This window comes from Paenibacillus sp. FSL L8-0502 (assembly GCF_038593055.1).
Taxonomy (GTDB): domain Bacteria; phylum Bacillota; class Bacilli; order Paenibacillales; family Paenibacillaceae; genus Paenibacillus; species Paenibacillus polymyxa_D.
The window spans coordinates 5562018-5588363 of sequence record NZ_CP151958.1 but is presented as its reverse complement, the minus strand read 5'-3'; the positions used below and the strand labels follow the sequence as shown (position 1 = coordinate 5588363).

General features: G+C 46.2%; 20 protein-coding genes. 12 read left to right on the top strand and 8 right to left on the bottom strand.

All coding sequences use genetic code 11. The features are described from left to right. Positions 1 to 314: 314 nt before the first annotated feature. Positions 315 to 752: a hypothetical protein gene (locus NSQ57_RS24440; protein WP_069012257.1), complete on the top strand. Its 438-nt coding sequence runs from the start codon at positions 315 to 317 to the stop codon at positions 750 to 752. Between the two features lie 73 nt (positions 753 to 825). On the opposite strand, the gene NSQ57_RS24435 is transcribed toward NSQ57_RS24440, so the two are convergent. Then, the gene (locus NSQ57_RS24435; RefSeq protein WP_342425435.1) at positions 826 to 1941 is read right to left on the bottom strand and encodes a WG repeat-containing protein; all 1116 of its coding nucleotides are present in this window, start codon (positions 1939 to 1941) and stop codon (positions 826 to 828) included. A 330-nt stretch (positions 1942 to 2271) separates the two neighbouring features. Here NSQ57_RS24435 and NSQ57_RS24430 point away from each other — a divergent pair, with 330 nt between their 5' ends. From NSQ57_RS24430 to NSQ57_RS24410, 5 genes are all read left to right on the top strand, one after another. After that, entirely contained in the window at positions 2272 to 2589 is a 318-nt protein-coding gene (locus NSQ57_RS24430) for a PTS sugar transporter subunit IIB (protein ID WP_029518773.1), read from the top strand. Beyond that, positions 2582 to 2914 (top strand): PTS lactose/cellobiose transporter subunit IIA, encoded by a 333-nt coding sequence (locus tag NSQ57_RS24425; protein ID WP_013312602.1) that lies wholly within the window; start codon positions 2582 to 2584, stop codon positions 2912 to 2914. Before NSQ57_RS24430 ends, NSQ57_RS24425 begins: the two co-directional genes overlap by 8 nt. An 84-nt stretch (positions 2915 to 2998) precedes the next feature. Beyond that, complete coding sequence (gene celB / locus NSQ57_RS24420; protein ID WP_342425434.1) at positions 2999 to 4327, top strand: PTS cellobiose transporter subunit IIC; 1329 nt, start codon at positions 2999 to 3001, stop codon at positions 4325 to 4327. A 72-nt stretch (positions 4328 to 4399) separates the two neighbouring features. Then, positions 4400 to 5809 (top strand): glycoside hydrolase family 1 protein, encoded by a 1410-nt coding sequence (locus tag NSQ57_RS24415; RefSeq protein WP_341071908.1) that lies wholly within the window; start codon positions 4400 to 4402, stop codon positions 5807 to 5809. Between the two features lie 207 nt (positions 5810 to 6016). Further along, a complete protein-coding gene (locus NSQ57_RS24410) occupies positions 6017 to 6727 on the top strand; it encodes a GntR family transcriptional regulator (RefSeq protein WP_029518770.1) in 711 nt (236 codons plus the stop codon). 94 nt (positions 6728 to 6821) lie between these two features. On the opposite strand, the gene NSQ57_RS24405 is transcribed toward NSQ57_RS24410, so the two are convergent. After that, positions 6822 to 8363, bottom strand: coding sequence for a family 43 glycosylhydrolase (locus NSQ57_RS24405; RefSeq protein WP_342425433.1), 1542 nt, complete (start codon positions 8361 to 8363; stop codon positions 6822 to 6824). A gap of 344 nt (positions 8364 to 8707) precedes the next feature. Here NSQ57_RS24405 and hmpA point away from each other — a divergent pair, with 344 nt between their 5' ends. After that, positions 8708 to 9937 (top strand): NO-inducible flavohemoprotein, encoded by a 1230-nt coding sequence (gene hmpA, locus NSQ57_RS24400; protein WP_069012254.1) that lies wholly within the window; start codon positions 8708 to 8710, stop codon positions 9935 to 9937. Between the two features lie 110 nt (positions 9938 to 10047). On the opposite strand, the gene serS is transcribed toward hmpA, so the two are convergent. Further along, positions 10048 to 11337 (bottom strand): serine--tRNA ligase, encoded by a 1290-nt coding sequence (serS, locus tag NSQ57_RS24395; RefSeq protein ID WP_069012253.1) that lies wholly within the window; start codon positions 11335 to 11337, stop codon positions 10048 to 10050. A gap of 523 nt (positions 11338 to 11860) precedes the next feature. Between serS and NSQ57_RS24390 the strand changes: the two genes are divergently transcribed. The 4 genes from NSQ57_RS24390 to NSQ57_RS24375 all read left to right on the top strand — a co-directional run bounded on the left by NSQ57_RS24390 (position 11861) and on the right by NSQ57_RS24375 (position 19304). After that, positions 11861 to 14413: a DUF2339 domain-containing protein gene (locus tag NSQ57_RS24390; protein WP_069012252.1), complete on the top strand. Its 2553-nt coding sequence runs from the start codon at positions 11861 to 11863 to the stop codon at positions 14411 to 14413. A 162-nt stretch (positions 14414 to 14575) separates the two neighbouring features. Continuing rightward, a complete protein-coding gene (locus tag NSQ57_RS24385) occupies positions 14576 to 15925 on the top strand; it encodes a sodium-dependent transporter (RefSeq protein WP_013312591.1) in 1350 nt (449 codons plus the stop codon). A 168-nt stretch (positions 15926 to 16093) separates the two neighbouring features. Next, positions 16094 to 18160 (top strand): acyltransferase family protein, encoded by a 2067-nt coding sequence (locus NSQ57_RS24380; protein ID WP_340957382.1) that lies wholly within the window; start codon positions 16094 to 16096, stop codon positions 18158 to 18160. 196 nt (positions 18161 to 18356) lie between these two features. After that, the gene (locus NSQ57_RS24375; RefSeq protein ID WP_069012250.1) at positions 18357 to 19304 is read left to right on the top strand and encodes a polysaccharide deacetylase family protein; all 948 of its coding nucleotides are present in this window, start codon (positions 18357 to 18359) and stop codon (positions 19302 to 19304) included. An 82-nt stretch (positions 19305 to 19386) separates the two neighbouring features. Here NSQ57_RS24375 and NSQ57_RS24370 read toward each other — a convergent pair whose 3' ends face one another. The 3 genes from NSQ57_RS24370 to NSQ57_RS24360 form a co-directional block, all read right to left on the bottom strand. Beyond that, a complete protein-coding gene (locus NSQ57_RS24370) occupies positions 19387 to 20514 on the bottom strand; it encodes a glycoside hydrolase family 88 protein (RefSeq protein ID WP_209947611.1) in 1128 nt (375 codons plus the stop codon). Positions 20515 to 20563: 49 nt separating this feature from the next. Continuing rightward, a complete protein-coding gene (locus NSQ57_RS24365) occupies positions 20564 to 22096 on the bottom strand; it encodes an MFS transporter (RefSeq protein WP_069012248.1) in 1533 nt (510 codons plus the stop codon). Between the two features lie 112 nt (positions 22097 to 22208). Then, positions 22209 to 23561, bottom strand: a complete 1353-nt coding sequence (locus tag NSQ57_RS24360) for a right-handed parallel beta-helix repeat-containing protein (protein ID WP_342425432.1) — start codon at positions 23559 to 23561, stop codon at positions 22209 to 22211. A gap of 331 nt (positions 23562 to 23892) precedes the next feature. Here NSQ57_RS24360 and lepB point away from each other — a divergent pair, with 331 nt between their 5' ends. Beyond that, on the top strand, positions 23893 to 24513 hold the full coding sequence (gene lepB / locus NSQ57_RS24355; protein WP_029518758.1) for a signal peptidase I: 621 nt from the start codon (positions 23893 to 23895) through the stop codon (positions 24511 to 24513). Positions 24514 to 24607: 94 nt separating this feature from the next. On the opposite strand, the gene NSQ57_RS24350 is transcribed toward lepB, so the two are convergent. Both NSQ57_RS24350 and NSQ57_RS24345 read right to left on the bottom strand, forming a co-directional pair. Next, positions 24608 to 25438, bottom strand: coding sequence for a carbohydrate ABC transporter permease (locus tag NSQ57_RS24350; RefSeq protein ID WP_013312583.1), 831 nt, complete (start codon positions 25436 to 25438; stop codon positions 24608 to 24610). Continuing rightward, on the bottom strand, positions 25438 to 26334 hold the full coding sequence (locus tag NSQ57_RS24345) for a sugar ABC transporter permease (RefSeq protein ID WP_029518756.1): 897 nt from the start codon (positions 26332 to 26334) through the stop codon (positions 25438 to 25440). The genes NSQ57_RS24350 and NSQ57_RS24345 overlap by 1 nt, the downstream gene beginning before the upstream one ends. Between the last annotated feature and the right edge of the window lie 12 nt (positions 26335 to 26346).

The window sequence follows — 26346 nt, the reverse complement described above, 5'->3', positions numbered from 1 at the left end:
CCTTTAACGTAACATTTTATGTATTCCGTTAGATAGCGATCTATAAGGATATTTATTGGGACAATCCGATGCTAAAATATAAGTCCATTCTGGGAGATATTATACCATCTTATGGATGTATTATATATACTTTTCTACTAATTACTTTTTTGTGAATTTTGATCATTTCTTTGCGTATTACGTTGTTAAAGTAAGCCGGAAATCACCCTAATAGTTGAGAGGGAATTGAGGCCAACATCAATGAATGTGGAGCCATTCAGATGTTCAAGCGACTCCGTCGTTTCCTCTACAACTTATATTCAGGGGGAATTTCAATGGCTAGAAGTGCAAGTACTTACGCATCTGTAATTGACGGTTTTAAGGTAGAAACGAACAAAAAGTATTCGCCAGTAGGTGGAACGAAGTGTAATATTTTTGCACAAGATGTGATGTCTGCGATGTCGGCTTCCCTGCCAAGTGGCTTAGCCAATCAAATGGCTGATGCTTTACTGGGCAACAATGCGCCGGGATGGTACACTGTAACCTTTCAGGATGCTCAAAAAAGAGCAAATCTCGGGTATCCTACCATCGGAATCAAAAAAGCAGATGGGCATGGTCATGTGGTTGTTGTCAGACCGAAGGGTTCATCGATCACGATTTTGAAGGAGGTACAGGTTGCACAGGCGGGGACCAAAAATTATAACAGTAACACCATTAATTATTCGTGGGTGGCAGCAGATCTGCCTGGGGTAAAATTCTACACACACGACTAATTGTATACAAGATATTGGAAATCTAATGACCCCGGAAGCAGATCCACTCGATCTGCCTCCGGGGTCGTCTTTTTTATTTTGAAACGGAATGTTTAGATATAATAAACGCTTTGCCTGGTTTGATAAAAGCAACAGCATAGCCATTGGAGAAGGAAGAAGATTCGGATCTGTACTCAAGTTTAGTTAGCAGTTGCCCTTGACGATTGATGTAACCGAATTTGCCGTCTGAGACGGATGATTGTGTTTGTTTACCGACTAAAGCTAAGCCTTCCTTGAATGGAGAGGTAACGTCAAATTTTTGTTGATATTTAATGACCAATGCTCCGGTTTTATCAATAAATCCAACCTCATTTTTTGCATTTTTCACACTCGCCAAGCCTTCACTAAAATCCTGTGCATCCGTAAATTTAAAGGGAATTGCGACTTTTCCCTGTTTATTGATGAATCCCCATTTTCCCTTGGTATTTTGCACCGGGGCCAATCCTTCCGAGAAGTCTCCACCGGATTGATATTGAGGAGGAATGACTTCTTTCCCTGCTGTATTGATATACCCGTACAGCCCTTTGCTATTTTGAACAATAGCCAAGCCATTCGAGAAACCACGACTGTATTTGTATTTATAAGGAATCGCTAGTTGACCAGAGGCATTCACAAAACCGATCTTGCCAGTGTTGGGGGCGTAGGCGAGGGCCAGACCGTCTGTAAATACATATTCTGACTCCCCATTTTCTTTAAAATGAGAAAGGATTTTTCCCGTTCGATCTATAATTGCATTTTCTTTGGTGTCTGCTATGGTAACCTTGGCTTTTCCTTCGGAAAAGAAATTGGCTTCGGTATATTGGCAAGGGACGACCAGTGTCCCTTTGGTGTTAATGTATCCATAGAGATTGGTTTTTGTATTTTTGACGACGGCTCGCTGCTCATGAAAATCGCCAACGGGTTTAAGCTCGGCGGGAAGTGAGAAAGCTTTTGCTCCTTTGGTATTGTAATACACAAGGTTTCCAGCGGATGTTTCAGCGGCCAATAAGCCATCATGAAAAGCACCATCGCTCAGCGGGCGAGCAATGTTGTAATCCAGAGCAGTTTTAGAAACTTCAATGGTTGTTGTGCTGGATGCGGCCCAGCCTGTTCCAATAACGGAGAGGCTAGTAACCAGAATCAATGCAGCTAATCCTAACTTTTTTAACATGCATAAGCTCCTTTGTGAGTTGATTTTTTAACTTTGGGCTTCGGAAAATCTTACCCTCATACGTAAGGTCTTCCATAATATAGACGATAAAAATGTAGGAATGTTTCTTGATATTCTAAATTTTTCTAATTTTCAGCTATTACTGAGAGATTAAAGATAAGAGATCACGTTCATTTTCAAGAAAAAAAGTGAAGAAGTCGTGTCATTTTAAAAAAAGTCTATACATATAACCTAAATGTATAGACAAATGAAAAGACTGGATTTATAATTACGCTGTAAACGTTTTCTAGTACTTAACATCCAATAATACCTTGAAGGGAAGGAATAATCATGAAAAAAATTTTACTGGCGTGCAGCTCAGGTATGTCTACAAGTTTGCTGGTTACTAAGATGCAGGAATATGCTAAGTCCATTGGGGACGAGGCTGAAATTTGGGCAGTAGGTCAAGATCAGGCGGCAGAAGACATGGCTAAGGCTGACGCGGTATTGATTGGACCACAAATGAGTTTTCTGAAAGGACAACTGGAAAAGGAAGCAGCTCCATATGGTATTCACGTAGAAGTGATCGACATGATGGCCTACGGAATGGTTGACGGTAAGAAAGCCTATGAACAGGCCGTGAAGCTGGTGGAACGCAAAAATGGATAAAGTCAATATAGCTGAACTGACGGAAGAACAGATTAGTTTCCAACTTATTCTTCATAGTGGAAGCGCTCGCAGTAAAGTAATTCAGGCGCTGACTGAATACCGAAATGAAAATGTAGAAGGCGCGGACGAACTGCTCAAACAAGCCAAGCAGGATTTACGTGCTGCACATGATATCCATTTTCAAATGGTTAAGAAGGAAGCGGGAGGTACCCAAACTCCCTTCTCGCTCCTTCTGATGCATGCCGAGGATCATCTGATGTCCACGGTTACCATGAAAGACCTGGTTCTAGAATTGCTGGAGCTGTTCAAATCCAGAAATTTATAGCGAAACATATAAGTATGTGAAATTTAGGACATAAAAAGCTTGCAACCCTATTGATGCAAGTCACTTCGCGGGGAGGAATAGGCTTTGTTTGAGAAATTAAGCCGGATACTGATACCTATTGCCGGTAAACTGAACAACAACCGCTATCTTACTGTACTACGTGATGCATTTATGTTGTCATTTCCATTAACAGTTTTTGGCTCCATCATCGTCGTTATTATCAATCTGCCGTTTCTAAAAGGGTGGATGGGCGACGGCAATTATGCGACTTTTAACAGTCTGCTGAACATTGCGCCGAGTGCCACACTGAACATCATGACCTTATTCGTGGTTGTCGGGATCGGCTATTATTTATCCCGAAGTTATAAGGTCGAGCCCATATTCGGCGGCATGATCGCGTTGGTCAGCTTCTTGATGCTCACCCCGTTTGTGCTGACACAAGAAAGCGGTGCCACGATTGCTGGTGTCATTCCGTTGGATCGGATTGGGGCCAAAGGCATGTTCCTTGGCATGATCGTTGCTTTTATAGCTGGTGAAATTTACCGAAGAGTGACACAGCGGAACATTATTATCAAAATGCCTCCAGGCGTTCCGCCGGCAGTTGCCAAGTCATTTGCCGCTTTGCTTCCGGCATGTATTACATTGGGCATATTTTTGATCATTAATGTTGTAGTTACACTGACCCTTCATAATAACCTGCATGATCTGATTTATCATGCCGTACAGGCACCGCTGGTACATTTGGGCAGTGGCATTATCCCTACATTGATTGCTATTTTCTTTGTTCAGCTTTTATGGTTCTTTGGTCTTCATGGTCAAATCATTATCAACTCGGTTATGGAGCCGATCTGGAATACGCTGGCACTTGAAAACTATGAAGCATACTCCAAAGGAGCGGAACTGCCGCATATTATCACCAAGCAGTTTGTGGATATTTATACCGTAGGTATCGGTGGTACAGGTATGACACTGGCAGTCGTGCTCACGATTCTGATCTTCCTGAAGAGCAAGCAATTGAAGCAGGTCAGTAAGTTGGCCATTGGACCAGGTCTGTTCAATGTCAATGAACCCGTCATTTTCGGTTTGCCGATTGTGATGAATCCGCTTATTTTTGTCCCATGGGTCATTGCTCCAATGATCGTTACGCTGATTACTTACTTCGCGATGTCCACCGGGCTTGTACCACCGCCTAACGGAATACAGGTCCCTTGGACGATGCCGTTGTTCTTTAGTGGAATGATGGCTACGGGATCTCTAATGGGAGGCCTACTGCAGTTGTTTAATATGGCTGTCGTTTTTGTCATTTGGTTCCCATTCCTGAAATTTATTGATCGGATGAACGTTCGTAAAGAGCAGGAAGAGGAGCTTAACCAAGCAGCCATTGCAGGTAAGGATCAAACTGTTGGAATGTAATGTGAATAAGCTGCTGGATTAGCAGCTTATTCATGCAAAAGAGAGAGGAGTAGAGCTGTGAATCATACCGAAATGAAAGATAACGAGCAGCAAACCATTCAATACCGTTTTCCATCCGACTTCTGGTGGGGCTCATCGGCCTCGGCTACCCAGACAGAAGGAACCATGGAGGGAGACGGCAAAGGACCGAACATTTGGGATTATTGGTTTGAGCAGGAGCCGAACCGTTTTTATGACGGGGTTGGACCTGGCGAAACGTCCCGTTTCTATACCCGTTACAAAGAAGATATTGCACTCATGAAAGAGCTTGGTCACAACTCCTTCCGGTTCTCTATTTCCTGGTCGCGTCTGTTTCCAGCGGGAAGGGGTGCGATGAACCAGAAGGCGGTTGATTTCTATAATGCCGTCATTGCAGAGTTGCATCAGGCGGGGATTGAGCCATTTGTGAGTTTGTATCATTTTGATTTGCCGATGGCTTTACAGGAAAAAGGAGGATGGGTGAACCGGGAGACGGTCGAAGCTTACGTAGATTACGCTAACACTTGCTTTGGGCTATTCGGAGATCGTGTGGCCAAATGGTTTACGCATAATGAGCCGATTGTCCCAGTGGAAGGCGGCTATCTGTACGATTTCCATTATCCGAATGAAGTGGATTTCGGTAAAGCTGTACAGGTGGGATACCATACCCTGTTATCGAGCGCGAGTGCCATTAAGGCATACAAAGAGGGAGGCTACAAGGGCAAAATCGGAATTATTTTGAACCTGACGCCGACCTATCCGCGTAGTCAGCACCCGGCAGACGTGCAGGCTGCTGAAATATGCGATGCGTTCTTTAACCGTTCCTTTTTAGACCCATCTGTGACGGGAGAATTTAACCCTTTGCTCGTGGAACTGTTGCGCCAAGAGGGCTTTGTACCGCTGATGGAAGACGGGGACCGGGAGATTATACGTCAAGGCACGGTGGGCCTGCTGGGGATTAACTATTATCAGCCTCGCAGAGTCAAGGCTCGCGAAAGTCTGCCGAATCCAGATGCGCCTTTTGTGCCGGAACGATTCTTCGATTATTACGCTATGCCTGGCCGTAAGATGAATGAGATGCGGGGCTGGGAGATTTATGAGAAGGGCATTTACGACATTCTGACCAATGTCAGACTGAATTACGGCAACATTGAATGCTTCATTTCAGAAAATGGGATGGGTGTTCAAGGCGAGGAAAAATTCAGGGATGAGCACGGCATGATCCATGATGACTATCGCATTGATTTTATCCGTGAGCATCTCAAATGGGTTCAACGGGCCATCTTGGAGGGCTCCAATGTGAAAGGCTATCACTTATGGACGTTTATGGACAACTGGTCCTGGACGAATGCTTATAAGAATCGCTATGGTTTTGTGTCTGTCGATCTTCAGGACGGCGGCAAAAGATCCGTTAAACAGAGTGGGCACTGGTTCAAACAAGTGATCGAAAATAACGGATTCTAAGGTGGTGGGTGGTCCTCTGGACCGCCTTTTTTTTATCACCGTGCCAAGTTACTCTGTATACTGCTGGTGAGAAAGTATATTGTTCGGTATACTTACTTATACCGTAATACCTCGATGTCCCCGCCTGCAGAACCAAAAGAACCAGCGCTACCGATTTTTTTGGTAAAATGCTGACATAAAACAAATTTTAGTACAGGTGGTAGACAGATGAATAAATACGAACGGATTGCACAAGAGGTCAAGAAGCGTATTATAGATAAGACCTATAGCAGTGATGATCCGATTCCCGATGAAATTTCACTGGCCAGTGAGTTCCGGGTAAGTCGGATGACGATTAAGCGGGCATTGGATACGTTGGTGTCGGAAGGGCTGTTGAATCGTAAAAGAGGACACGGAACCTTTATCGTCAAATCGGTCTACAATGTCCCGGTTAATGTCGTTGTGAATGAAATGCTGGGGCTGACAAACGTACTGCGCGGGAAAGAAATCAAAAGTAAAATCATAGCGTTTGACGTTCAATTTCCATCTGAAGAGGTAGCGGCGCATCTATTTATTGATGCCAATTCTCCTGTGTATCATGTCGTCCGTCTGCGTATTGTAGAGGGCGAGCCCTATGTGATAGAGCGCACATACATGCCTACCAAGCTGATCAGCGGTATTACCGAGCAGGTGTTGCACGGCTCAGTGTACAAACATATTAAGGAGGAGCTGGGCCTTAATATTGTCAGTTCACATCGTACCATCCGCGCGTCCAAGTCGACTGAGCTAGATTGGGAGTATTTGGACTGTGGTGTGGATGATCCGGTTTTAGAAATTGAGCAGGTAGGTTATCTGGATACGGGTATACCGTTTGAATACTCATTCTCACGGCATCGGTATGATAAATTTGTGTTTACCACAGTAAATCGGATACGTTGAGCGAATGAGTACGAAACAGGTGGTAAAGCAAGCATGGCAGAAGAAGCCTATTTGATATGGGATTCTCCTGTCATGTTCTTTTTAATGAAGCAAGTTAATTGCCAAGCAATCTGACTTCATGCACTGTCGGGGTATACCAGTTGTTCGGATTATTGAATAGCACTGCATTTACAAGGTTGATTCGCACGTAGCGAGCTTGAAAATTGACTTTGTCACAGGTAAAACCATATGTGGTATTACCTGTGCGATCAATCGTGGAGTAGTTGACTCCATCCATGCTGTATTCAATTTTGTATTTGTAATACGCCTCAGATCCTTTGTACATAAACCATGAAATACCCACTTCGCGGATGGTCTTGGAATTGCCCAAATCGACCTGCCACCATGCAGGCCAGGATGCGGAAGTAGCCTTCCACGAGGTTTGGGCGTTGCCATCGTTCGCCAGTGAAGCTGGAGAACCGGATGCGGCTGAGCTAGCAGTCGCTGTTTTGCCCTGTGCATGATTCACAAGGGACGGTAGAATTACTGCGCCTGTCGCAGCATCCAGATCCCAGCTACTGTACCAGTTCAGGGTTGCTGTTTTGTTGGCGTCATTCAGAGTTAGTGGCAACCAGATGAATTTGTGGTCGCTCAGATTGAGCGGGTTCCAGCGGTCGCCCATATAGATGTAGCTGGTTCCCGCGCTACCCGTAATCGTGGCGATGGAGTGGATTTGCGATCCATAAGCCGCCGGATCACCGAAGGGCGATAGAGCAGACCAGCTTCCCGTCATGGAACTGGCGGTTGCGTAAGCGCCCTGATTCGGATACCAGCCGGATGCCTGCGAGGTGAACAGGTAGTAGGTGTTGTTCTTTTTCACAACAGCAGGAGCTTCGCGATAGCCATTTTCAAAAATCCAGCCAACAAACGACTGCACGCCCGTATAATCAGCTGTCAGCTTGAAGATCGCCATCGTATCGTTGGCGCCGCCATTTTTACGGGAAGCTGTAATAAGGTAGCCGCTACCGTCAGTATCCGTGAACACCGTCATATCACGAGATTCGTAATTCAGCGGGCGAAAGCTGCCTTGGTAGGCAAAATTTCCGTCGGGTGTATCGCTGGTAGCGACGGCTACACGACCTAGGGAGTAGTCCGTGCCATTTTCATAGTGCGCCCATAATACATATTTTCCGGTGGTTTTGTTGTAGATGACTTTGGGACGTTCGATTTTGCTCGAATTTAGCTCAGGGGCGGAACCTTTGGTGAGAATAGTGCTGCGGAAGGACCAATTTTTCAGATCGGTTGAGGTATACACGTTCACTTTTTCAAATTTCCAGTTTTCGGCGTGCTCGCCGTACCAATAATAAGTGGAACCTACTTTTAGGATATTACCGCTGTTCGCCTGAATGGGGTTACCTGCGGTGTCTTTCCAATCCGTTCCGTTCGTAATGGCCGTGCTTGCTGTTGCGCTCAGGGATAGTTCGGCATTGGCGACGTCCAAACCATTCAGCGCCTGGTTCACTTCGGTCCCGTAGGTTGCTTGCGTAACTCCTGTTGTATGGGCATGGGCTACGTCGGGTTGAAGACCCGCACTGGACACTGCGAACAGGATACAAATCCATGCGGCTAACCATTTGCTGCTGTGGATCCACTTCACGATATCATCTGCCTCCTTTAACACGAATAGGATGGGCCGTAACGGCTTGTCCGGCACCTCATCTTCGATTTTATCCCAATTGGAAGCGTTTACAAGTGGAATAAATTGAAGTCTTTAGAATGGTGAAACTGTTGTTAGGGGAAAGTGCGTTCGTTATATCGGAATTGTTTTTAAATGTGCGTTTTGTCATTGACATGTTCGAATAATTCAAATTTAAAGTGACTAGAATCACATAAACGGTTACTTTAGTTGGGTATACTTGCTTTAAATTGAGGATTAACAAATGGGGCATATGTTGATACACCCTTTGTTGATCTTATTTTGGAGAGAAGAGGGATACAAAGATGCTAAGTGAGCAAACCATTGCAACGATCAAATCGACTGTACCTGTTTTGGAGGTACATGGAACTACAATCACCAAGCGTTTTTACCAGATGATGTTTGAGGCCCATCCCGAGCTTCTCAATATATTCAATCACGCGAATCAGAAGCAAGGACGTCAACAAGGGGCGCTGGCCAATGCTGTATACGCAGCTGCACAGCACATTGACCGTCTGGAGGAAATTATTCCGGTGGTACGTCAGATTGCACATAAGCATCGCAGTTTGGGAATTAAGCCCGAGCATTATCCAATTGTCGGAAAATATCTGCTCGCTGCGATCAAAGACGTACTGGGAGATGCGGCTACAGACGAGATCATTGCCGCATGGGCTGAGGCCTATGGTGTGATCGCTAATGTATTTATAGACATGGAAGCTGAAATGTACAAGGAGGCTGGACAGCAGCAGGGAGGCTGGTCAGACTTTAAGAGCTTTGTTGTGCAGAAAAAGGTTAAGGAAAGCGACCAAATTACGTCCTTTTATTTGGTGCCGCAGGATGGACAGGTGCTGCCTGAATTCGAGCCTGGGCAATATATCAGCTTAAAAATGGAAATTCCGGGCGAACATAATACCCATATTCGTCAATACAGCCTTTCGGATGCACCGGGCCAATCCCACTACCGGATATCTGTAAAGCGCGAGGATGCCGTAGAGTCACGTCCGGCAGGTAAAGTATCCGTATATCTGCATGAGCAGGTACAAGAGGGCGATGTGCTTCAGGTATCTGCACCGGCGGGTGATTTTACGCTGGATCGGGCAGATCGCAGACCTGTCGTGCTGATCAGCGGCGGGGTCGGGCTAACCCCAATGGTCAGTATGCTGGCTTCCTTGGTGAAATCTGCTCCGCATCGGCCTGTCACCTTTGTCCACGCAGCAGTCAACGGAGATAACCATGCTCTGCGCAATGAGGTGGAAAAGCTGGTCGCCACACATGCACAGGCTGCAGTTCGTTGGTGTTACAGCAGACCAACGGAGCAAGATCGGCTGGCACAGGCTTTTCACAAGGAAGGTCGTTTGGATCTGGCCTGGTTGCAATCCGTGATACCGGAACGTAACGCACAATATTACTTTTGCGGCCCTGAGGGATTCATGCAATCGGTATACGGCCTGTTGAAGGAGTGGAATATCCCTGCTTCGGATATCCACTATGAATTCTTTGGCCCTGCCAGCGCTTGGGAAGCAGAAGCACAATGACACAATGAAACATCAAAAAGACGAAGGATATTTGTCCTTCGTCTTTTTTGCGATGATACAATGGGAAATCCTGCTCATGGGGTACTACTTTTCAAAGTGCACTCCTGTTTTCATAACAAGGGAGTACGCAAAAATTCCATACCTCGCGGCATATATGGACGTAAAGCCTCCGGAATACGGATCGAACCGTCCTCTTGCTGGTGATGCTCCAGCAACGGAATCAAAATCCGGGGCGAAGCAACCGCTGTGTTGTTGAGCGTGTAACAATATCGCAGCTTGCCGTCCGCATTACGGTAGCGGATGTTGGAACGACGCGCCTGAAAATCAAGCAGTTGCGACGACGAATGTGTCTCGCCGTAAGCTTGACGGCTAGGCATCCATGTCTCAATGTCCACCTGCTTGTAGGTTTTTTGCGCCATGTCGCCTGTACAGACAGCCATCTTACGGTAGGGCAGTTCCAGCAGTTGAAGCAGGTCCTCCGCATTGCGCGTAATCTCCTGAAACATCTGCTCTGAAGCGTCCAGGCTGGCTTCACAGATGATGACCTGCTCGACCTTGGCAAACTGGTGCACACGATACAGTCCGTGCACATCTCTTCCGGCCGAGCCGACCTCATTGCGGAAGCATACGGACACGGCTGCCAGCCGAATCGGGTCCGTAACATCCACGATCTCACCGCTGTAATACGAGACCAGCGGCACTTCCGAAGTGCCTACAAGCCACTGATCCTCTCCTGTGATGCGATACGTCTGATCCAGTCCGAGCGGGAAGAAACCAGTGCTGCGCATCGCCTCTGCACGTACCATCAGCGGAACATCCAGCAACTGAAATCCGCGTTCAGTCAGCAGATCCACCGCAAGCTGCTGCACAGCCCGATGCAATGCAACCCCTGCTCCCGTCAGATAGTAGTTACGGGTACCGGCTGTTTTGACACCCCGAGGGACATCGATAAGCTTGTGAAGCTCACCAAGCGCCATATGATCCTTTGGCTCAAATCCGAAGTTCGGAACCGTTCCAACCCTCTCCAGCTCTACATTATCCTCATCTGATCTCCCCCGTGGTGTATCTGGCGATACGATATTAGGCATCAGAAGCAAAAGCTGTTGAAACTGTTCTTCTACTTCCTGTTGCGGGGCCTCCAGAAGATCTAGCTGTCCGTTAATTTCTTTGACCTGATGCTTTGCTCCTTCGGCCTGCTCACTCTTACCAGCATGGATTAGCGCACCAATATCCTGACTACACTGATTTCGCTTCTGCCGAAGCTGTTCCACTTCCTGAAGCAGCTGTTTTCTCCGCTCATCCAGAGTCAACAGCTCTGCGACCGATACTTGTATTCCTTTGCCGTCTGCTGCCGTCTGAACCTGTTCTTGATGCTCTCTGATCCATTTGATATCCAACATGACACCGCACTCCTTTTCGGATAAAAATACAAAAAGCGCCCTCATCCATAAGGGACGAGGAGCGCTTTGATCTCGCGGTGCCACCCAAATTGACCGGACAGCATGACAGATGTCATGACTCTCCAATCCACTTTGCTCCGCTGTAACGGGCGGGTCCGGTTTACTTAGGTACATATCGCCATATCCTACGCTAACGTATGGTCCTTGGCGTAAACGCCTCCGAGTTGGATGCTCTTCACAGGCATAATATCGTTTGCTTTTTTGTTAGTATACTGATTTTCGGCAGGGTAATCAAGGGCATGACTCTGCAACACATCCATGCGGGTTTCATGTTTGCGAAGGGAAAAGGTAGGCTTTATTTCTTATGTATATTCGTCCTGCTTTTTTTGTGATGATGAAACTGGAAGAAAATTTAAGTAAAAGCACCAATTTAACGCTCAAAATAGGCTATAGTCTCTATAATGCCTTTTTAATTTCATGTAAAATGTAATGATTACCAAAATGGACAGCGATGGAGGAGAACATGGAGGATTTTAAAGATCGTTTACATACGATCCGCCAAGAACAGAACAAGCTGCTCAAGGAGTATCAAACATTAATCGCAGACTATGAAGCCTCAGATATCATTTTGGAGAATGAGGTTCTGCGAAAAAAGTTCGAGGATTATCAGGCTCGCTGCATTCACTTGGAAGAGCGAGTACGACATATTGAGCAGGAAAATGGAAAATTGCGCACTGCGCTGACGGAGCAAATGCTGAGCGAAAAGGCGAATATGATTCGCATTTCGCGTGAAAAGCTGGAGACCTATTTTGCTTCCAGAACCACAGAAGGGGAAAATCGGCTGACATCCTTTGAATATGGGGCTAAAAACCGAGTGGACCAGCTTATTCAGCAAACTACGCATGAGCTTAAAGAAGATCAGGACGAGATCGTCGCCCGATTACGACTGTTCTCAGAGGAGATACGAGACCGAATCATGGAGCAACGCAGGCGGTTTCAGGAGGCCGAGCGCAAATTGCTTCATCAGACGGCAAGCGAGTTCCAGCAGTTCGGAGAAGAAGAGATCAGCGAAGAAACGATGCAGAAGCGCATGAAGCAAAATCAGTTTGAAATGAAGTTAGGCTTGAACTGGATCAACAAGCTGGGGATTTTGCTCATTATATTGGGTGTGGGAGCCGCATTTAAATACTCATACTCGAACTGGTTTACAGGAAATATGAAGGGCGTTGCCTTCTTTCTGCTAGGAGCGCTGATGCTGGGCGGCGGCGAATGGCTGTACCGCAAGCAGAAGCAGACCTTTGCGCTCGGTATTTTGGGCGGCGGTATTTCTGTACTGTACGGATCGATTTTTTACAGCTACTTTTTGTTAGAAATCATAGGAATGTATACAGGCATAGGCTTGTCCGTACTCGTTACAGTGACCGCTGTGCTACTGTCATTAAGGTATGAATCCCGAACGATATGCTCTTTTGGTTTAGTAGGGGGATATCTTCCGCTCTTTTCCTATATGGCAGCGAACGGGCTGGAAGGGAACGCCGTGTATATCGCCATGGGCTATTTGTTCCTGTTAAACTTGCTGATTCTGCTTGTATCCTTCCGCAAACGGTGGGTCGTCGTGCAATATATCAGCTTTTTGCTTAATACGCCCTTGATGATTGTGCTGGCGTGGTTATCGGAAAGCGCCGTAGCGAGCATGCTGTATGCAGTCATTACATTTGCGATGTACCTCGGGATGACACTGTGGGTGCCGTTCCGTTTAAAAACAAAACTGTCATGGCTGGATTTCTCCCTATTGGCTCTGAATACAGTCGTGAGCTGTTCCGTTCTGTATTCTCTGTTCGGTGATGCAGGCCTGGATGATTATAAAGGCTTGTTGGCTCTCGTCTTTTGCTTGGTGTACGGGGGTCTGGGACAATGGGTCCGTCGATATATTCCAGAGGAGAAACAAACCAAAATATTATTTTATGCGACTTCGTTGACCTTTGCCATCCTTATGATTCCGTTCCAGTTTGGAGTTAGATGGTTATCCATGGGGTGGTTGATCGAAGCGGTTCTTCTTACATTATATGGCCACCGTTACCGGTTGAAGGAATTGGAACGAGCTGGCTGGGGCATTTTATTACTGTGTCTGGGCGCATTCTTTTTCGTCGATTTCCCTATATATCTGTTGTCAGGATTTGAGACGGATTATTTTGGACTCAAATATACGCTCATTACACTGGGAATGTTGGTCGTTACCGTCTTCTATGCGATTGAATTTAGCCGTCCGAATGCTTTCAAAAACAATCGGTTGTACGAAATGCATATCATGCAAGGATTTAAATATGTAGCTTTGGTGAACGTGTATTTCTACCTTTTGTATGAAGCCGGGCATTGGTATAACATCGTTGTATCCGACGAGTTTGCCCATTACACCTTGTACAAAGTATTGTTGTACACCTGCGTATCGCTGGTGTTGGCTTATTTCCTGCCTAAAGTGAAGCTGCTGTACGATCGGGTGATTAAATACTACAGCTTGGCGTTGTACGTCATAGGCTATGCGCTGGCACTGGTGGCCACCGTAGCGATTCCAACTTTGCATGAAAATTATGCGCAAAATACGGCTGCTGATTATGTGGCGTTGGTGGTACTTGCTGCCTTCAATGTGCTGGTATTCTTCAGTAGCAGGGATTTCTTGAACGCACTGATGACCCGACATTATAGAAGTAATGAGTTATATCCGGTCATTATGGGTGTATATTTGCTGGGCATCATAACCGCCTTTCTCGGAGTTCAGTTCCGTCTGGGGGATGCTGGTCTTGTGTTCAGTCTGGTGTATTTGCTACTGGCCATTTTGTATATTGTATACGGCTTCCTCAAGCGAGTGGTCTACATTCGCAGATTTGGATTGGGCTTGACCTTGCTGTCGACAGGTAAGCTGCTGTTGTATGATCTGCACCTGTTAACGACAGGAAGCACGATTGTAGCCTACTTCTCTTTTGGTGTTGTACTGTTGGCGATTTCGTATATTTATCAAAAAGTATCCAATCGCATGGGAGAGACCATAATAAAGAAGGATATTGAAGAAAAAATGTAGTTTTCTGTTGTATTGTGTAGATACCGAACATTATGAAAATAAATCCGGTAATAGTGAAAAATTATGCATGACCTTACATCCTACTTACGCTATAATGAGTAAAAATTATTTATGTGCGCATGCTCATGTTTATGCGTAAGTAGAGAGAATGAGGGGGATATAATGAATTTGAGCAAGGGGCAGAATAGCCTGTCTGATAAAAATGAACGCTTCTCGTCAGCTGGATTTATATTGGCGGCGATCGGAAGTGCGGCAGGACTAGGTAACATTTGGAAATTTCCGTATATTACAGGACAATATGGCGGAGCTGCATTTTTCTTATTGTTTATTGTCTGCCTGTTGCTTGTTGGTTTGCCTGTACTTTTAGCAGAGCTTGCGCTTGGTCGTGCAGGTCGAGGAAGTGCTGCTTCTGCAATGGTAAAAGTAGGCGGTCATCCGATTTGGGGCAAGATGAGCATCATGTTTGTTATCGTACCGTTTGTTATCTTGTCGTTCTATGCCATTGTAGGAGGCTGGACACTGCATTATGCCGTAGAGGCATTTAGCGGAAATCTGTTTTCAAATAATGATTTTGCTGGACAGTTCGCTTCTTTTTCCTCCGGCTATGCGCCGTTGGTTTGGCTGTTAGTTGTTTTTGCATTTACAGCAGTCGTGGTTACGCTTGGGGTATCGAACGGGATTGAAAAGTTCAATAAAATTTTGATTCCTGCCAAGGTCATTCTGCTGCTCGTGTTGATGATTAACGCTCTTATGCTGCCAGGCTCTGGTGCGGGCGTATCCTTCTTTCTGAATCCCGACTTCTCTAAGCTAAGTATAGAGTCTGCATTGGTTGCTTTGGGACATGCCTTCTTCTCACTCTCACTTGGGATGGGGATTATGATCACGTACGGTGCATATGTGGATCGCCGTCAATCCCTGGGTGGAGCCATGCTGGCCGTTGGTGGTGGAGATTTAATCTATGCGTTTATCGCAGGTATGATTATTTTCCCTACAACCTTCTCCTTCGGAATTAACCCGGCTCAAGGACCATCGTTGGTTTTCATTGCTTTACCGGCTGCTTTCTCGGCAATGCCTTTTGGTGCATTCTTCGGCGGTTTGTTCTTCGTACTGCTGGCGGTTGCTGCGTTAGGTTCTATGGTATCCTTGCTGGAAGTTCCAGTAGCCTATGTCATGGAGCGTATGCGTTGGAGCCGGGTTCGCTCGGTTATCGTCGTATCGGTCCTGTGCTTGATGCTGGGCGTCCCTTCTGCATTGTCCATGGGGCTGGTGCCAGAGTTAAAAGTAGGGGATAAATCATTCTTTGATTTCGTAGACTTCACCGCGTCCAACATCTTCTTACCGTTAGGCGGTTTGTTGATTGTTATATTCACAGGTTACTACTGGAAGACTGCGGCTGAGCATGCGAACATCAAACCCTTCTGGTTCAATGTATGGTTATTCGGTCTTCGGTATGTTGCACCGATCCTGATGTTGTTGGTCTTCCTTCATACCTCAGGTATCATCAAATTTTAAGAGAATAGAATACGAATAAAAAGGCATTTTCTTCCTAAGGGAAGAGATGCCTTTTTTTGTATATCTATCAGTGGTTACCTAACTGTGGAAAGGAATGATATAATAAAAACATTGTCATTAATTTTAACTTCAATGAAATCATTACGATTATGAAGTTTTATATAATGAATGAAAAGGCTACAGGGCATCGCACAGACGATGTGCAGGAGAGGGAAAGGGCAGAAGAGCATTGAAACAGACAGGGAGCTTGAATTTGCAAGAAGGACGGCGGCTGAAATGAAGTCTAATCGGTTGTCGTCACAACGTCGTTATATGCCAGGTTTGGATGGTTTAAGAGCGCTGGCGGTCATCGCAGTCATTGTGTATCATCTGAATCCGGATTGGTTGCCGGGCGGTTTGTTGGGTGTAGGCGTGTTTTTTACGTTGTCGGGGTATCTGATTACAGATATTTTGGTTAGTCAGTGGGATACATATCATAGTTTTAAAATGAAAGATTTCTGGCTGCGTCGTGCCAGAAGGTTGCTGCCTGCCATGTTGACGGTTGTGGCTGTCATCGTCCTGTGCTCGTTGCTCTTCGATCCGTCACGGCTAACGGCCTTGCGCGGAGATGTTCCTGCCGCATTGGTGTATATGAGTAATTGGTGGTTTATTTTCCATCAGGTTTCGTATTTTGAAAGTTTCGGCCCCCCTTCTCCGCTTGGGCATCTGTGGTCGCTGGCGGTGGAGGAGCAGTTTTATATCCTGTGGCCTTTACTGCTGGCGCTCGGGCTAAAATTCATGCCCAAGCGTATTGTGCTTGCAGGCTGGGTGATTTGTCTGGCGTTAATATCTGCACTCCTGATGGCCGTGATTTACGTACCGGGAAGCGACCCGAGCCGGGTGTATTACGGCACGGATACGCGTGGATTTGCTTTACTAATTGGTGCAGCGCTGGCCTTGGTGTGGCCAAGCGGCAAGCTGAAAGAGCAAGCTTCTGCTAAGGCGCGTATGCTTCTGGACAGCATCGGTGCGATAAGCTTGCTGCTGCTTTGTCACTGGGCGTGGGCCTCGAATGAATACGACCCATCTCTGTACCGGGGCGGCCTGCTGGGCATAGCCTTGGTCACTGCTATTGTGGTCGCAGCGTTGGCTCATCCGGTAAGCCACCTTGGTCGTCTCCTTGGAATCAAGCCGCTACGCTGGATTGGAGCCCGTTCCTACGGTCTGTATCTGTGGCATTTTCCGGTTATTACGCTAACGACGCCTCAAGTAGATACCGATGGCGTACATATGACGCGTATCATTTTACAATTGCTAGCTACCGTATTGCTGGCATCTCTCTCGTTTAAATATATCGAGGAGCCGATTCGCCATGGAGGATTCCGCCACTGGATTACAGAAATCCGTTCAGCGGTTCGTAGACAGGCGCAGTGGAGATGGATGCCTACAACTACAGCGGCTGTGCTTTTTGCAGGTATTCTCATGGGTACCGTCCACCTGTACGTGGCTTCTCCTGATGCAACGATTCAGGCGGCATCAAGTGATGAGAAGCCAGTTGCAAAGGCAAAGGCGATGCCGCCACTTCACGGAACGGTATCCGTGGCTTCCAAGGAGCCCCAAGCCACCAAGCTGCAAGGGTCCGAGGGTAACAAGGCGCAGACCCCAGCCCCGTCTCAAGCCCAGACGCCTAAAAACACGGTGGTCCAGGCTGGTACTACGGATGATGTTACGAAACCGTCGGAACCTTCGGACAAACCCAAAGAAGTTACGCCTATGACAGGTGATGGGTCGAGTGTGACCGCCATTGGAGACTCTGTCATGTTGGATGTACAGTCGTACCTTCAGGAATCCTTCCCGGGAGCTGTTGTAGATGGGCGGATCGGCCGTCAGATGGCCGAAGCGCCTGCCGTACTGGAGCAGCTAAGACAGAACGGACAGCTAGGTAAGACAGTTATCATTGAGCTGGGCACGAACGGCGCTTTCACCAAGGATCAGTTGGCGAATTTGCTCGCCAGTCTGAAGGATACGAAGCGTATTATACTCGTGAATACCCGTGTGCCTCGGCCATGGGAGAGTATTGTGAACAAGCATCTTGCCGAAGCTGCATCCCAAGACCCACGAATTACAATGATTGACTGGTATGCAGCAAGCTCTGGTAAAAATTCATATTTCGAGCATGACGGAGTACATTTAAAACCTAAAGGTGCTAAAGCTTATGCGTCCTTGTTAGCTCAGGTCCTAACGAAACAATCGTAATAAACTGCAATGATACTCGTAATTATGCAAATGCAAGACAAGAAAGCCACCGGGAGTAGGTTGTCCTCTGGTTGAAGTGCATCCCTAAATTTTCACCGGCTTAAACCTAAGGGTTTTTCCAATGTCCATTCTAAGGTGTGTACATCCACCCTGATCCGGTGGTTTTTCTTATTTTAGTGTGGAGGTACATAAGCTAATGGAAAAGGGCTATTCACATAGTAGAACGAGTGAGCACCGCTTGAAGAGGAACAGAAGAAGGCTGATACTGATTGCTATTATATTATTTGTGGCAGGCTGCATTACTTTCATTGCGATAAAGGTTTCGGATAGTAAGCCACACGCGCCGACCCAGGAGCTTGCTAAAAAAACGGATTCCGGATCATCAAACGTTAAATCCAGCGCAGGGGCAAAGGGTAAAGCGGCCTCTCCAAAAAACGATCCCGATGTAGAAGACGGTGCCTTTGTTGAAAAATATTTAAATCAGCAAATGCTAGGACAAATGCCCGATGGAGCTGATGGTAAAAAAGTGGCCTACTTATCCTTTGATGACGGACCATCCGTGACGGTCACACCTCAGATATTGGATATTCTGAAAAAGCAGAAGGTCAAGGCAACTTTTTTTATTGTAGGTAAAGAAGCCAATGAAAATGAGCATACCAGGAACCTTATCAAAAGAATTGTCAAAGAGGGTCACGCGATAGGAAACCATACGTACTCACATAATTATAAATATTTATATCCGAACAGACGAGTAAATACGGATCATGTTATGCAGGAGATCGAGAAGAACAATCAGGTTCTAAAAAGTATTCTGGGGCCAGAATTCTCCACCAGAATGATCCGCTTCCCTGGGGGGCACATGACATGGAACAGAAGAGATCCACAGGGAATGGCTGCTCTGGATAAGGTTTTGCGTCAAAAGGATTACCATCAGGTGGACTGGAATGTATTAACGAAGGATGCAGAGGGAAGATCCAAGAAAGCACCGGCACTAATCAACCAGTTTATAAGGTCAGTCAAAGGTCGAGAAAAAGCAATTATACTCATGCATGACACCTATGGTAAAGAAGAAACAGCCAAAGCATTGCCGCAAATCATAGAATATCTGAAGAAACAGGGATATGAATTTAAAGTTATGAAGTAAGTAAGATAGGCATAAATGAGGAAAGGACGGGGCTGATCGCCACCGTCCTTTGTGCTATCTAAGAGTATATAGTCCGCATCGTTTAGATGCGCTCCGCTTCACCCATCGCCTGAATGAAAGCGCCAATACCTTTGGGATCGTTAGTTATAATCGGCTCACTGATATAGTAAGCGAAGGTACCGTCCCGACGATCTTTACCACCCAAACCGCTTACTTGCACCGTTTTGTTCAGATTCACGAGTCCTTCTTCAGTAATCGTGATAAATTCATCGATAATTCCCTTACGGATGATTTCTGCCTCTTGACGATATTGCTCTGGCAGATAGCCTTTGCGAACGCCCTTGGCAATAGCATAAAGAATCATGCAGGAAGCAGAGGCTTCCAGATAGTTGCCTTTCACATGGCCCAGGTTGAGCACTTGATAAAAGACTCCACTTTCTTTATCACGCACTTTCAGCAGGGCTTCCAGTGTTTCCGTCAGCATATCGATCAGGACAGGACGGTCTGCATGATCCTCTGGAATATAGTCCAGCACGTCAACGAGTGCCATAACGAACCAACCCATCGAGCGTCCCCAGAAATTTTTGGAACAGCCTGTTTCCGGGTTGCACCAATGCTGCTCACCCTTCTCATCCCAAGCATGGTAGAGCAGACCCGTTTCAGGATCACGCGTATGCTTGTAGCAAAGCTTGAATTGTAGGGTCACATCGTCAAACTCTGACGGATCTCCGAATTCGCGGATAAATTCAGCGTAGAACGGGGCACCCATGTACAAGCCGTCGAGCCAAATTTGATACGGATAAATTTGCTTATGCCAGAATGCGCCCTCGCTTGTGCGTGGGTGTTTTTCCAACTGACTGCGTAATTGGTAGGCAGCCTTTTTGTATCGTTCATCTCCTGTGGCACGATACAGAGAGAAGAGCAGCTTGCCGTTATTCACGTGGTCAATATTGTACTCATCTACTTTATAGCGCTGAATTACGCCATTTTCGTCAACAAAATGATCCATATGTTTTTTTATAAATTCCATGTACTTGGGATCGCCTGTCAGTTCGCCGACCCATTCCAGACCTCTGTAAATCACGCCATGGTCATATTCCCATTTTTCATAAAATTCCGGGCTCCGTTGTAGAACGGAATCGCTCATACGTACAGCCCAAGAATCTGTTTTTGTAGGGCTGGGGGTTGGTTGTGATGTTGGATTTGCCATGATACAGTCACCTCTTTAGTAAATGTTTAATCTGTAATTGTTATTGTTGTTACATAGATGGAGTGTGTGTCTTAGGGTCAACGGGTTTGTTCTTGAAGCCCACATTATTGTTACCCCAGCACCGATCGTAATGGAAACCTGTCAGTTCCTCGAATACCTTCCGGGCTTCCGGTTTAGCTGATTTCATGGAACCACCGTTTTTGAGGCGGTCAATTTCGGCGATTAGCTTCTTGTGGCTGTCAATATCCAGCTTCATCACGACAGAAGCAATCATACCGATGATCGCGAGAACGATGGTACCGACCACGAGTACATAAAAGATGGCGTGCTGAGCAGCGACGGGCTGACTATCAGCCCCGGATACAAAGCCAAAGTGCTGTAACACCCAGCCGAGAATGAAGACGACAACGGCCCGCACCATTTTTCCGGCAAAAGTCATCATACCTGCATAAATTCCTTCCCGTCGACGGCCAGTCAACGCTTCATCCACATCGGCAAGGAACGTATATTGATTCCAAGGGATATAGTAGACGCCCCCTGTACCAAGTCCCATGAACAGTGTGATGACATATAGCCATACCATCGTATTAGAGGCTCCCGTTATATAGAGCAGGCCATAGCCTGCTACGCTAAAGCAAACGACAACGAGTGCAGCGATGAATGGCATACGGAATCCTTTACGCACACAGAATTGGATGAAGAAATAGGTAGAAATCAATTGAATGACAGAGTTAAAGCTATTCAGATTGGACACCATCTCCGAGCTTTGAAACAAGGAGAAGACAATAAAGTACGTAAAAGCAGAAGTAAACAGCCACTCAGCTGAAAAGCCGCCCAGGTACATCCCGAGATGATGACGGAACGTCTTGACCCGGAAGGTAGAGGAAATGTCGATAAACAACTTTTTCATCGAATCTATAAAGGAAAGCGGAGCTTCACCTTCCAGTTCCTTTTGCAGTTCCTCACTTGGACGTTCCCAGGAGTTTTTGTACAAGAATGCCATCGCAATCAGCAAAATAGCTGCAAAAACGAGACCGGTATAAAAGAAAGGCAATGGAGAGTCTTTGCCATACTCAGCAATAAAGCGACCAGGGATAAAGGCAGCGGCAAAATTGGCAATTTTGCCAAACATGGCCTTCCATCCAGTTAATCTGGAGCGTGCGCCGAAGTCGCGGGTCATCTCTGACGCTAGTGCTTCATACGGCACCATGACTGAGGTATACACCAGTTCAAACAGCACGTACGTACTCAGGTAATACCAGAAGCCCAACCCATCTACCCAAAGCATCGGATACACGAGCATCAGCGGGATACCCATCATGATGAAAAAGCGTCGTCTGCCGAATTTACGGCCCAAGCGGGTTCGGTGAAAGTTATCGCTGATAAAGCCCATGACCGGATTGCTGACTGCATCTATGATGCTAGCAACAGAGAAAATGGCCGCGGCCTGAACGGGAGACAGTCCGCAAAAGGTTGTATAAAAGTACATTAACCATGCACCGCTAATCGCAAGTGCGCCACTTCCCAGCATGTTACCGCTTCCATAGGCGAGTGTATGTTTCAGTGTGATTCTTCGTTCCATGATCTGTTCACCTCATATTTTGTCTGGTTATGAGGACAATCACCGGTCGCTATATTATGCAGAATTGTCTAAGTTGGTAGATGGGCCAGGGCGTCCTGATTAAGCTGGGCTTTTAACGTGCCCCTATATTTTTTCCGCTCGGAGTACCCGAGCCGATCAGATCGCTCCCTTTGGCCAGCTTAAGGAAATCACCTAGCTGGATGGAACCGTCTGCACCTCGAGTGATAGAAGGCGTGAGACTAACAAAGTCGTCTGCACTGACTACCAGACCTTTGGCATTCGTCGATTTTTTGTTTTTCCACCAAACGCTAGAGTTGTCTTGATCTGTACCGCTTGTTTTGTCACTGGCGCTTCCCTCAAAGGAAAGATTGTTAATGAACACGTGATCACCCTTGTCAAAAGCAAAATTACTTTGTCCATTGTCCCACGAGGTATTATTGGTCAACGTAATGCTGCCGGGGTTGCTATTGTAGGTGAAGCCGTGTTTTTTGTTCTGGAAAGCAATACCGTTTTTCACAATATGGTTGACTTTGATTTTGTCTCCACCCAGCTTAAAGCCATTGCCGTCGCTGTTCGCGGTAGACGTTCCATCTGCGGTCTGCCCGTTGTGGTGGGCCACACTGTTCAAGATGGTTACCTCACCGATAGGGCCTGTTTCTGTTTTGCTATACAAATCCCAACCATCGTCTACGTTGTACGCAGCCAAGCAGTTATCAAACACATTGCCTGATCCTACAGTCAATTTGGCCGCGAAGCCATCGGCATCCTCACCATTATCGGGATCAGCGTTATCATGAGAGTAAGAATTCAAAATCAAATTATTCGAAGGCCACTCACTAGTGGAAGCGTTAGGAGAGTAACGCCCAAGCTGAAGTCCAGTATCCCGGTTGTGGTGGGTTTCCACGTTTTCGATTCGGTTATTGCTACCGCCGATATAGATACCATTATCTCCGGCACCCTTTACTTCAAGGCCCTTTACCAGCCAAAAGTCTCCGTTAAGCTGAAGTCCACGATTGGCTGAACCAAAGGCTTGAGCAGAGAAATCAAGTACCGGCTTTTCACTACCGTAAGCGACCAACCCTTTGAGTGAGCCGTTATTGCCGCTATTTTCACGCTGAATTGTAATCGTTGAGGAGTAGGTGTAGTTGCCACCGCGCAGGTAAATGGTTTTACCAGGAGCAATTTGTGTAAGAGCTGCTTCGAGTGTGGTAGGACTAGATATGGTGCCCGGATTGGACACGTTACCATTTGGCGCCACATACAAATCTCCTGCCGCTAACGTTGTGGAGACGGTGGTTGAGTCAGTTGTACTAACTGCCTCTTCTGTGAGTGCGGAAGAAGGGGTGTCGTTGGGTAACGTATCTGCGTAAGCGGTTCCAATAATACAAGAAGAGGCGAAAACAAAAGAAACACTGAGTCTTAGAGCGTTAAATCCGTTTTTTGGACGATCATTCCGTTTAAACATGTAAATTCCTCCTCATTTGAGTTCTTATTTTAAAAGAAGATAGCATATATAAAAGTGGCTCATGCTGTCTTACCAGTAAAAACAGGACACCTCCTGGGGTGACAGATTGATCTAACCTATGTCTAATACGCTCTATGAAGTATATGCACAGTGTAATATATGTTAACGTTTGCATCAACAGTTTTTTACTGTTTTTTTAATGTTGTGAAAAAAAGTTCACACTTTTGTTTCAACTAAAAATGCACTTTTGTCAGACTGGGAAAATTTGATTATACTTAAACATTATACATATAATAGGAATGAAGACTGTGGGAAAGGGTGGTTTTAGCGCATGGAGAGTGGAAATCATTTGACAGATTCAACTGTCGAACAATTGCAGGAAAAGCAGCCAAGAGTGAAAAAGGAGATGATCGATTGGCTTAAGGCCATTATTGTAGCCATTGTGCTCGTGTTCATTATACGTTGGCTATTATTTGCGCCATTTATTGTTGAGGGAGCGTCCATGGAACCGAATTTCAAGACAGATGAACGAGTAGTCGTGAACAAGGTGATTTACGATTTTCGTGATCCCAAGCCGAGTGAGGTTGTTGTATTCCATGTGAGAAAGGAACAAAGAGACTTTATTAAGCGTGTTATTGGGGTGGCTGGCGATACGATTCGGTATCAAGGCGACAATCTTTATGTGAACGGTAAGAAAGTAGAGGAGTCATACATTCAGGGAGCTATTCAGGATGCGCACGCCAAGGGAGAACTATATAACAATGTGGACTTTCCAAATGGAACCATAACCGATTCCAAGGTACCTGAGGGGTATATTTTTGTGATGGGCGACCACCGCAATAATAGTAGGGATAGTCGTGCTATTGGCTTTGTTTCTATTAAAGATATTGTTGGCCGTGCGGATGTGATTTTTTGGCCGGTGGATAGCGCGCAATGGGTTAAGCATAAATAAGGCCAGAGTACAGGCATGGACATCACGAAGACAAGAGGACTTGCGTAAAGTTTACGCAAGTCCTCTTTGGGTCATCTGTAAGGGTGTAGTTGAATCAGCCTTTGACGGCTCCGGCAACAACGCCTTTGACAATGTATTTTTGCAGAAAAATAAATACGATAATCGAAGGCAGCACAGCCATTACCATCGCGGTCATGGCGTATTGCCAGTCGGATGTATACTGTCCGACGAAGGTATAGGCGGCCAGCGTCAGCGTCTTAGTGCTGGGTGAGCCGTTAACCATGAGTAACGGAAGCAGGAAATCGTTCCAAATCCACATCACGTCGATAATGACAATGGTGGCGGTGACTGATTTCAGCAAGGGGAAAATTACGGAAAAGAAAAGCCGGAAGCCCGAGGCCCCATCGATTTTGGCGCTTTCGTCGATCTCAGCCGGAATACCTTTCACGAAGCCGTGATAGATAAATACTGCCAGTGGAGCGCCGAAGCCCCAATACAGCAAGCCAAGTCCCCAAGTGCTGTCTGCCAGATTTAAGTCTTTCGCCAGTCGCAAGACAGTGAGCATGATGGACTGAAATGGAATCAGCATCGGCATAATGCACAGCATGTAAATCACGGAGCTCCATTTGCTCTTGGTTCTTGCCAGCTTGTAGGCCGCGATGGAAGATATCAGTACGATACCTGCCAGGCCGACGACGGTAATAATGGTGTTATTCAGAAATAAGCGTGGATAGTCAATGAATTTCCATACATATACGTAGTTATCCAGCGAAAGCTGCTTAGGCAGGGCAATGACGTCGGTCATGACCTCGGCGAAGCTTTTGAACGAATTGTTAATGGCGAGAAACAGCGGGTACAAAAATAACAGTGATAATACAATCATGCCCGCTTCTAGCAAAATACGTCCCGTACGGCTGCGTTGCATCAGGCTTCAACCTCCCTGCGTTTGAAAATAGACAATTGAATAATCGTAATGATCAGGACTGCAACGAATAAAATCAATGCTTTGGCTGTTCCGTAGCCATACAGATTGTTCTGGAACGTGTCCCGGTAAATATCATACGCAATGCTGTATGTCGTACCTCCCGGCCCACCGCCGGTCAGAGATAAAATGACGTCAAACACTTTGATTGAGTTGGTCAGTGCCATGAAGACTGAGATCGTAATGGAAGGTGCAAGCATCGGTAGAATAATACTGAAAAATCTCCGAATCGGCCCCGCGCCATCGACAATGGCAGCTTCTTTTAGATCCTCTGGCACAGATTGCAAGCCTGCAATATAAATGACCATGTAAAAGCCAATGGATTGCCAGATCGATACCGCCAAAATGGAAACAAACGCGAGCCCTTCCTCACCCAGCCAACTGAGCTGGAAGATGCCCCAGCCTGTACTGTGACCCAATGACTCAAAGCCTTGCATGAAGATAAATTTCCATATGAATCCAACAATTACAAGACTGAGGATATAAGGGATAAAGAAGGCCGCTCGCAACCAAGCCGAGCTTTTCAGCTTCATATCGAGAACGAGCGCCAGCAAAATGGCCAGCACATTCACCAATACAATGTACAAAATGGCATACTTGACGGTAAACCAGGCTGCATGTGCAAAATTGGCGTCTCCAAGCAAGATTTGCTTGAAGTTATCCAGACCTACAAATTTCGGATGTTTGGATATGCCGTTCCACTTGGTCAGGGAATAGCGTATCGTCATCAAAAACGGAATATAAAATGCAATCGTAATGCACAAGATTACGGGCAGTGTGAATAAACCGAATTCCAGTTTACTGCCCTTGTCGCCCCGGGTTCCCCTTTTTTTCAGCATAACGCACCTCTT